The organism is Mesorhizobium sp. M0293, from assembly GCF_040321735.1.
Taxonomy (GTDB): Bacteria; Pseudomonadota; Alphaproteobacteria; order Rhizobiales; family Rhizobiaceae; genus Mesorhizobium.
In genome coordinates this window covers 1-7724 of record NZ_JAMYSA010000182.1, presented here as the reverse complement: position 1 = coordinate 7724, position 7724 = coordinate 1, and the positions used below count along the sequence as shown (strand labels likewise).

The following is a 7724-nucleotide window of genomic DNA, read 5'->3' as shown; positions in this document are numbered from 1 at the left end:
TTTCAGGTTCAGCAGCGCGAAGACGAAGAGCCCGATCACCGCGCCCTTGTTGACGGAGAAGTAGTGCCAGAACTCGCCGAACATCTGCAGCCTTGCGTCCTGCGGCTTGACGACGGTCGCGGCTTCGATGGTGGCTGGGCCTTCGTTGCTCATGTCAGTTGGCCCGGATGCGTGGGTTGATGACGGCGTAGAGCACGTCGACGATGAGGTTCACCGACATGACGATCAGCGCGATCAAAAGCAACCCGCCCTGCACGGTGAAATAATCGCGCTTGGAAATGGCGTCGATCATCCATTTGCCGATGCCGGGCCAGGAGAAGATGCTCTCGGTCAGGATGGCGCCGGTCAACAGCGTTCCGACCTGCAGGCCGATGGTGGTGACGACCGGGATCAGCGCGTTGCGAAAGGCATGCAACCCGATGACGCGGCGCGGCGCCAGGCCCTTGGCGCGCGCGGTCCGCACATAGTCTTCGCCGAGCACTTCAAGCATCGCCGACCGCGTCTGCCTGGCGATGACCGCCAATGGGATGGTGCCGAGCACGACGGTCGGAAGAATGAGGTGCGACAGCGCCGAACGGAAGGCGCCCTTCTGCCCCGAGATCAGGGAATCGATGGTCATGAAGCCGGTCACCGGCTTGAAGAAATAGAGAAGGTCGATGCGTCCGGAAACCGGTGTCCAGTGCAGCGTGCCGGAGAACACGATGATCAGCAGCAGACCCCACCAGAAGATCGGCATGGAATAGCCTGCCAGCGCCGTGCCCATGGTCATCTGATCGAACCAGGAGCCGCGGCGGATGGCGGCGAAGATGCCGGCGGCGACACCCAGGATGACGGCAAAGATCATGGCGAAGATGGCGAGCTCGACCGTTGCCGGGAAGCGCACCAGGAAATCCTTGAGCACCGGCGTCTTGGTGGAAAACGAGGTGCCGAAATCGCCGCTGAGGATGTTGGTCAGATAGGTCAGGTATTGTTGCCAGATCGGCAGATCGAAACCGAACTGGTGCATTAGCGCCGTGTGGCGTTCGGGCGACAGGCCACGTTCGCCCGCAAGCACCAGCACCGGATCACCGGGCAGGATGCGCACGAAGCCAAAGGCGAGGATGGTTATCCCGATGAAGGTCGGGATGATGAGGGCGAGCTTGCCGAGGATATAACGCAGCATGGCGGGCGAGTGGGGACGGCACTTTGTGGCGCCGCCCCCGTTTCGCGAACCTTATTCGGCGATATCGACGCCGTCGAAGCGATGGATACCGAGCGGATCCATCGCAAAGCCGGTGACGGTCTTCTGCATCGGCATGAACACCTTGGAGTGAGCGAGCGTCGCCCAGGGTGCCTGTTCCTTGAAGATGACCTGTGCCTGTTCATAGAGCTTGGTGCGCTCGGCCTGATCCGAAACGGTCTTGGCCTTGTTGATGAGCGCATCGAAGTCCTTGTTGCACCATTCCGCGCGGTTGTTCGAACCGACGGAAGCGCAGCTCAGGAGCACGCCGAGGAAGTTGTCCGGATCGCCATTGTCGCCGGTCCAGCCGACGATGACAGCGCCGTCGTGATCGACCGCGGAAGCGCGCTTGAGGTATTCACCCCAATCATAGCTGACGATGTTGACGGTGACGCCGACCTTGGCGAAGTCCGACTGGATCAGTTCGGCGGTGCGGCGCGCGTTCGGCATGTAGGGGCGCGACACCGGCATGGCCCAGACGTTCATCTTGAGGTCCTTGACGCCGGCCTCTTCGAGCAGCTTCTTGGACGCATCCGGATCGTACGGATCGTCCTTCACTTCCTTGTTGTACGACCACATGGTCGGCGGGATCGGGTTGACCGCCACCTGGCCGGCACCCTGGAAGACGGCGTCGATGATGGCCTTCTTGTTGATGGCCATGTTGAGCGCCTTGCGGACGCGCACGTCGTCAAACGGCTTCTGCTGGGTGTTGTACATCAGCGCGCCGACATTGAGGCCTTCCTGCTCGTCGACCTTCAGGCTCGCTTCAGCCTGCAGGCCGGCAATGTCGGCCGGTGCCGGGTATGACATGATGTTGCATTCGCCGGCCTTGAGCTTCTGCGCGCGCACCGCCGGATCGGTGGTGATGGCGAAGACCAGATCGTCGATCTTCTGCTTGCCGCCCCAATAGTCCGGATTGGCCTTGTAGCGGATGGCCGCGTCGGTCTGGTAGTCGACGAAGATGAACGGGCCGGTGCCGATCGGCTTCTGGTTGAACAGTTCCGGTGTCTTGTCCGCCTGCAGCTTGTCGGCATATTCCTTGGAGACGACCGAGGCGAAGTCCATGCCCAGCGTCGGGATGAAGGTGATTGCCGGTTCCTTGAGGGTGAACTTCACCGTCAGGTCATCGACCTTCTCGACCTTGGTGATGTTCTCGCCGAACTGGTCATTGTAATACTGGTAGGCGATGCCCGGGATGTACTGGAACCAGGGGCCGTTCTTGTCGACCTGGCGTTCGAACGAGAACACCACGTCGTCGGCGTTGAAGTCGCGCGTCGGGGTGAAATAATCAGTGGCGGCGAACTTGACGCCCTTGCGCAGCTTGAAGACGTATTCCTTGCCATCGTCGGAGATCGTCCAGCTTTCGGCAAGGCCCGGCGAGGTCGTTGTCTTGCCGTGATCGAATTCGACAAGGCGGTTGAAGACGGTACGCGAGGACGCGTCGAACGTCTGGCCGGCGGTATACGGCGCCGGATCGAAACCTTCCGGCGAAGCTTCCGCGCAATAGACCAAGGTTTTCGCGTTGGCCACGCCGCCCAGGACGCTTGCAGCCAGCAACGCGGCTACAAAAGTCAGTTTCTTCTTCATTGAGCACTCCCTGATGTTATTCCAAGCCCCTCTGTCAGGCTCGCGAAGCGCGCATATAAGCACCGTTTTTCCGGCTTTGGAACACCCCGTTTGCTTACCCCGCGGGAAGCAGGAAAAAAATCCGCAATTTTGCTAAATAGCAGAAAAAATTAGCAGTTTTTTCCATTCACGGGATTATTAACGACCGCATTTTTTTATTGATCGCCAATCCGGCGATATCGATACCGTGCGCGCTTCCGTGCGGCCGAGGATACGGCAGGATAGCGGTTGGGAGTGTCGGCGGCAGGAAGACTTTTCGACGGCAAATCTTTCGCCGCCTTGCCGCAGGGGCAAGACTTGCACGGTCACCAATGGAGGCAATACATAGGTGGCATAGCGGCAGCAGCGGAGGACGTCTCTGTCAATTCAGGGGCGAGCGCGGCGCGGGCGAACAAGAATTGTCGAGGGAGGAACGGGTGGCAAAAGCATCAAGGACAAGGGCGCCGGTGAAAGCGGCAGCCAAGGCGGTTCCCAAGGCAGCCGGCGCGGCCAAGCCGAAAGCGCCCGCTACCAAATCCGTCGCGGCCAAGCCGAAGGCAGCCACCGTGCCGGCAAAGGCAAGCACAAAGCCCGCGGCCAAAGCCCCGACCAAGACCGTTGCCGGAAAGACAGCGTCTACGGCAAAGCCCGCCGCTGCCAAGCCGATGCCGAAGGCTGCAGCGGCCAAGGCCCCGCCGGCAGCGAACCCTGCCAAGGTTGTCGCCAAGCGATTGCCGAATACACTGACGGCGCTTGCCGCGGGCCTGCCGGACAAGCCGTGGCTCAAGAGCTATCCCAAGAACGTCCCAGCCGAAATCGGCGCCCTGCCCTACAGCTCGATCGGCGATTTCCTGGTTGCCGCCTGCAAGCAATTTTCCGCGCAGCCGGCCTTCACCTGCATGGACAAGTCCATCAGCTACAACGATGTCGAGCGGCTGTCGGCGGCCTTCGGCGCCTACCTGCAATCGAAAGGCCTTCAGAAGGGCGCGCGCGTCGCGCTGATGATGCCGAACGTGCTGCAGTATCCGGTGGCGATGATGGCCGTCTTGCGAGCCGGTTATGTCGTGGTGAACATCAACCCGCTCTACACGCCGCGCGAGCTCGAACATCAGCTCAAGGACTCCGGCGCGCAAGCCATCGTCATCCTGGAGAACTTCGCCAACACCTTGCAGGCGGTGATCGCCAGGACGGCGGTCAAGCATGTGGTGGTCGCTGCGATGGGCGACATGCTCGGCGGCCTGAAAGGCACTATCGTCAATTTCGTCGTGCGCCGCGTGAAGAAGATGGTGCCGGCATGGTCGCTGCCCGGCCATGTCCAGTTCAATGCCGCAATGAAGGCCGGCGCCGGCATGGGCTTCAAGCCGGCCAAGGTGGCAGCCGACGATGTCGCCTTCCTGCAATATACGGGCGGTACCACGGGCGTCTCAAAGGGGGCCACGCTGCTGCACAGCAACGTGCTCGCCAATGTCGCACAGAACGCGCAGTGGATGGAAGACGCCTATACGATCAAGCCGAAACCGGCGCATCCCAACTTCATCTGCGCGCTGCCGCTCTATCATATCTTCGCGCTGACGGTGAACGCACTGATGGGCATGCAGCAAGGCGCCCGCAATGTCCTCATTCCCAACCCGCGCGACATTCCCGGCTTCGTCAAGGAGCTGCAGAAATATCCGGTACACATCTTCCCGGGCCTCAACACGCTGTTCAACGCGCTGCTCAACAATGAGGATTTCCGCAAGCTCGACTTCAAGCCGCTGGTGTTGACGCTGGGCGGCGGCATGGCGGTGCAGAAGGGCGTCGCCGAACGCTGGAGAGCGCTGACCGGTTGTCCGGTCACCGAAGGCTACGGCCTCTCGGAAACCTCGCCGGTGGCCACCGCCAACAAGTTCACTGCCGGCGACTTCACCGGCACGATCGGCCTGCCGCTGCCCTCGACCGAGATCGCCATCCGCGACGATGACGGCAACAACCTGCCGCTCGGCGAGGTCGGCGAAATCTGCATCCGAGGACCGCAAGTGATGGCGGGCTACTGGAACCGGCCGGATGAGACCGCCAAGGTGATGACCAAGGACGGTTACTTCAAATCCGGCGACATGGGCTTCATGGATGAGCGCGGCTACACCAAGATCGTCGACCGCAAGAAGGACATGATCCTGGTCTCGGGCTTCAACGTCTATCCGAACGAGCTCGAGGAAGTCGTGGCGATGCATCCGGGCGTGCTCGAAGTTGCGGCGATCGGCGTGCCGGACGAGCATTCCGGCGAGGTGCCGAAACTGTTCGTGGTCAGAAAGGATCCCGCTCTCACCGCAGAGGCGCTTACCGCCTTTTGCCGCGAGAACCTGACCGGCTACAAGCGGCCCAGATACATTGAGTTCAGGACTGAACTGCCGAAGACGGCGGTCGGCAAGATCCTGCGCCGAGCGTTGCGGGAATAGACGCGATTTGAAGGATGGCCTTGGCAATGGCGGGTTCGCGGACGATGGTCGACGTCCCGACGCGGCCACGTTCATCAAAGCGAATATGCGCCTTGTGCCTGTTCCGGCACTTCCCGAAATCCTGCTCTACACGGCGCATCCGGCAAGCGGTCTCAGGCGGCTGGTCGAATGGCTCGAGCCGGAAGACAACATCGAGGCCGACGAGGACGGGACCGAAGCGCAGCCGCCCTACTGGGCCTATGCCTGGGCCGGCGGCGCGGTGCTTGCCCGCTTCATACTCGACCGACCGCAGACGGTAATCGGGCGGCGTGTGCTCGATCTCGGCGCCGGTTCAGGCCTCGTCGGTATCGCCGCCACCAAGGCCGGCGCCCGCGCGGTGCTTGCGGCCGAGATAGACCGTAACGGCGTTGCAGCGATCGGCCTCAATGCCGCCGCTAACGGCGTCACGATCACCGTTGTCGACAAGGATATCACCACTGGCCCGCCACCGGCCGTCGACCTTGTGCTCGCAGGCGATGTTTTTTACGGCCATGAGGTTGCCTCACGCGTTACCCCATTCCTCGACCGCTGCCTGGCCGCCGGCATCGAGGTTCTGGTCGGCGATCCCCGTCGCACCGATCTGCCGCTGTCACGGCTGCGATTGCTCGCCGAGTACCAGGTGCCGGATTTCGGCGACGCGAAGGGTGTCGCGACTAAACCGAGCGGTGTGTTTTCCTTTGAAGCGGATGACCGCTGCCGCTGAGATCAAAACCCAGTCACTCCGCGCGACCGAGTTCGACCCATCTCGGTCATTCCAGCCCTAAGCTCAAAATCGTAAAAGCTGCCATTTCCCTCGCTGCGGGCCACATCAACAACGCGCCCCTCCAGTCGTTTGGGGCCGCGGCATCCTCTCCCGAAAGCTGCCATTGCCCAGCGTCCCCGATGCCCACCCGAGGGACCCTGCCGGGCATATGTCGATCAGGTTTTCGAGAACCCCAGGCCCTCCAAGGCGCATTCGCCGGAAGATTAGTCGCGCATGCGGTCAGACTCCAAGTGCAGCTGGAGGGTTGCAATCCTCCATAGTTACATTATCTAGTGCACTAGATACTAGTTCGCCAGTGAACTCGATTTGTCTCTTTGGGCTATGGTATGGCACCGGTGGCACCTCAAAAAAGCGCGTCACATTTGGTTCGAATGCAAATCTCGTTCGCCCTGTACGGGGCGGCGGGCCGGATGGCACGCATGCACAAGCCGTTCCTCGATCCGCTGGGCCTGACCTTTCCCCAATACCTTGTGATGCTGGAGCTCTATGCATCCGCGCCCCGGTCCGTAGGTGATCTTGGAAACTCTTTGGGCATGGACACCGGCACGATCACCCCATTGCTCAAACGGCTCGATACCTGCGGGATGGTGACGCGAATGCGCGATCCCGAGGACGAACGCCGGGTCCTTGTCGATCTCACACCTGCCGCTCACAGCATCAAGGACGAGGTCTGGACCATCTCCGGCAAGATCAAGAGTGCCTGTCAAATGTCCGAGGACGAGATCATTGCGTTGCGAGACACCCTTCATGACTTCGCTCACCCTGCTAAAATTTGAAAACCAAAGGATGTAAAATGAAAATCGGAATCATTGGGGCCGGCAACGTCGGCTCGCTGGTTGCAAAGAAGCTGGACGCCGCTGGCCACCAGGTGAAACTGGCGAACTCGCGTGGCCCCGAAAGTCTTGCGGACACAGTTGCCGGCACCGGCATCCAGGCCGTTGGGAGAGAGGCGGCAGTACTGGATGCCGATGTGGTCATCCTGTCAGTGCCCTTTGCCAAGAACCCAGACCTGGCAACGATTCTTGCCGGCGCCCCTGCTGGCGCAATCGTGGTGGACACCTCCAATTACTATCCAACCCGTGACAGCAAAATCTTCGAGGTTGATAGCGGCAAGCCGGAGACCGTTTGGGCCAGCGAGCAGGTGGGGCGCCCCCTTGTTAAGGCTTGGAACGCGCTGCTAACGCAGACATTGGCAGAGGCCGGTTTGGAGGCCGGTGCTCCAGGTCGCATTGCCATCCCGATTTCGGGTGACGACGCCGCGGCCAAAGCACTTGTATCCGATCTCATCAGCGTCACTGGCTTCGATACGGTGGATGCGGGTACTCTTGAGGAGTCCTGGCGACTGCAGCCGGGCACTCCCGCCTATTGCACTGAGTTGACCGCCCACGAACTCAAGGCTGCGCTCACCGCCGCTGACAGGAAACGCGCTCCTACGAACCGCGACGCCATCATGGCATCGTTCTCCAAGCCGGATGCAGAGTTCATCCGAGCTGGCGCAGTCGCAACCAATCGGTCTCTCTCTGCCTGATTTAGATTGCGGCCCCCCCCCCAAAAACGGCCGGCCCCCAATACGCCAAATAAATGGGGGCCCCGTTCACACTGTGTAGTTTAAAACAAATAAGCGGCCCGCGCGATTGCAGTTGTTTGTAAGAGTGGGGGGCGG

6 protein-coding genes are annotated in these 7724 nt (G+C 61.1%); 4 read left to right on the top strand and 2 right to left on the bottom strand.

Features of this window, described 5'->3' with window-relative positions; translation table 11 throughout:
• Positions 1-154 precede the first annotated feature (154 nt).
• Both NKJ06_RS33340 and NKJ06_RS33335 read right to left on the bottom strand, forming a co-directional pair.
• Positions 155-1162 carry an ABC transporter permease subunit gene (locus NKJ06_RS33340; protein ID WP_352629922.1) on the bottom strand — a complete coding sequence of 336 codons (1008 nt, stop codon included), beginning with the start codon at positions 1160-1162 and terminating at the stop codon, positions 155-157.
• Positions 1163-1213: 51 nt separating this feature from the next.
• The gene (locus NKJ06_RS33335; RefSeq protein ID WP_352629924.1) at positions 1214-2806 is read right to left on the bottom strand and encodes an ABC transporter substrate-binding protein; all 1593 of its coding nucleotides are present in this window, start codon (positions 2804-2806) and stop codon (positions 1214-1216) included.
• A 455-nt stretch (positions 2807-3261) separates the two neighbouring features.
• Between NKJ06_RS33335 and NKJ06_RS33330 the strand changes: the two genes are divergently transcribed.
• The 4 genes from NKJ06_RS33330 to NKJ06_RS33315 all read left to right on the top strand — a co-directional run bounded on the left by NKJ06_RS33330 (position 3262) and on the right by NKJ06_RS33315 (position 7589).
• Positions 3262-5259, top strand: coding sequence for a long-chain fatty acid--CoA ligase (locus NKJ06_RS33330; RefSeq protein ID WP_352812160.1), 1998 nt, complete (start codon positions 3262-3264; stop codon positions 5257-5259).
• A gap of 7 nt (positions 5260-5266) precedes the next feature.
• Positions 5267-6001: a class I SAM-dependent methyltransferase gene (locus tag NKJ06_RS33325; protein WP_502905666.1), complete on the top strand. Its 735-nt coding sequence runs from the start codon at positions 5267-5269 to the stop codon at positions 5999-6001.
• A gap of 479 nt (positions 6002-6480) precedes the next feature.
• Entirely contained in the window at positions 6481-6837 is a 357-nt protein-coding gene (locus NKJ06_RS33320) for a MarR family winged helix-turn-helix transcriptional regulator (protein ID WP_352812159.1), read from the top strand.
• A 17-nt stretch (positions 6838-6854) separates the two neighbouring features.
• The gene (locus NKJ06_RS33315) at positions 6855-7589 is read left to right on the top strand and encodes an NADPH-dependent F420 reductase (RefSeq protein WP_352812157.1); all 735 of its coding nucleotides are present in this window, start codon (positions 6855-6857) and stop codon (positions 7587-7589) included.
• Positions 7590-7724: the final 135 nt, after the last annotated feature.

What these genes read in the sequence shown, in the direction of transcription:
- NKJ06_RS33320 (WP_352812159.1), top strand. Translation starts at nt 6,481, where the DNA reads ATGCACAAGCCGTTCCTCGATCCGCTGGGCCTGACCTTTCCCCAATAC.
- NKJ06_RS33315 (WP_352812157.1), top strand. Translation starts at nt 6,855, where the DNA reads ATGAAAATCGGAATCATTGGGGCCGGCAACGTCGGCTCGCTGGTTGCA.
- NKJ06_RS33335 (WP_352629924.1), bottom strand. Translation starts at nt 2,806, where the DNA reads ATGAAGAAGAAACTGACTTTTGTAGCCGCGTTGCTGGCTGCAAGCGTC.
- NKJ06_RS33340 (WP_352629922.1), bottom strand. Translation starts at nt 1,162, where the DNA reads ATGCTGCGTTATATCCTCGGCAAGCTCGCCCTCATCATCCCGACCTTC.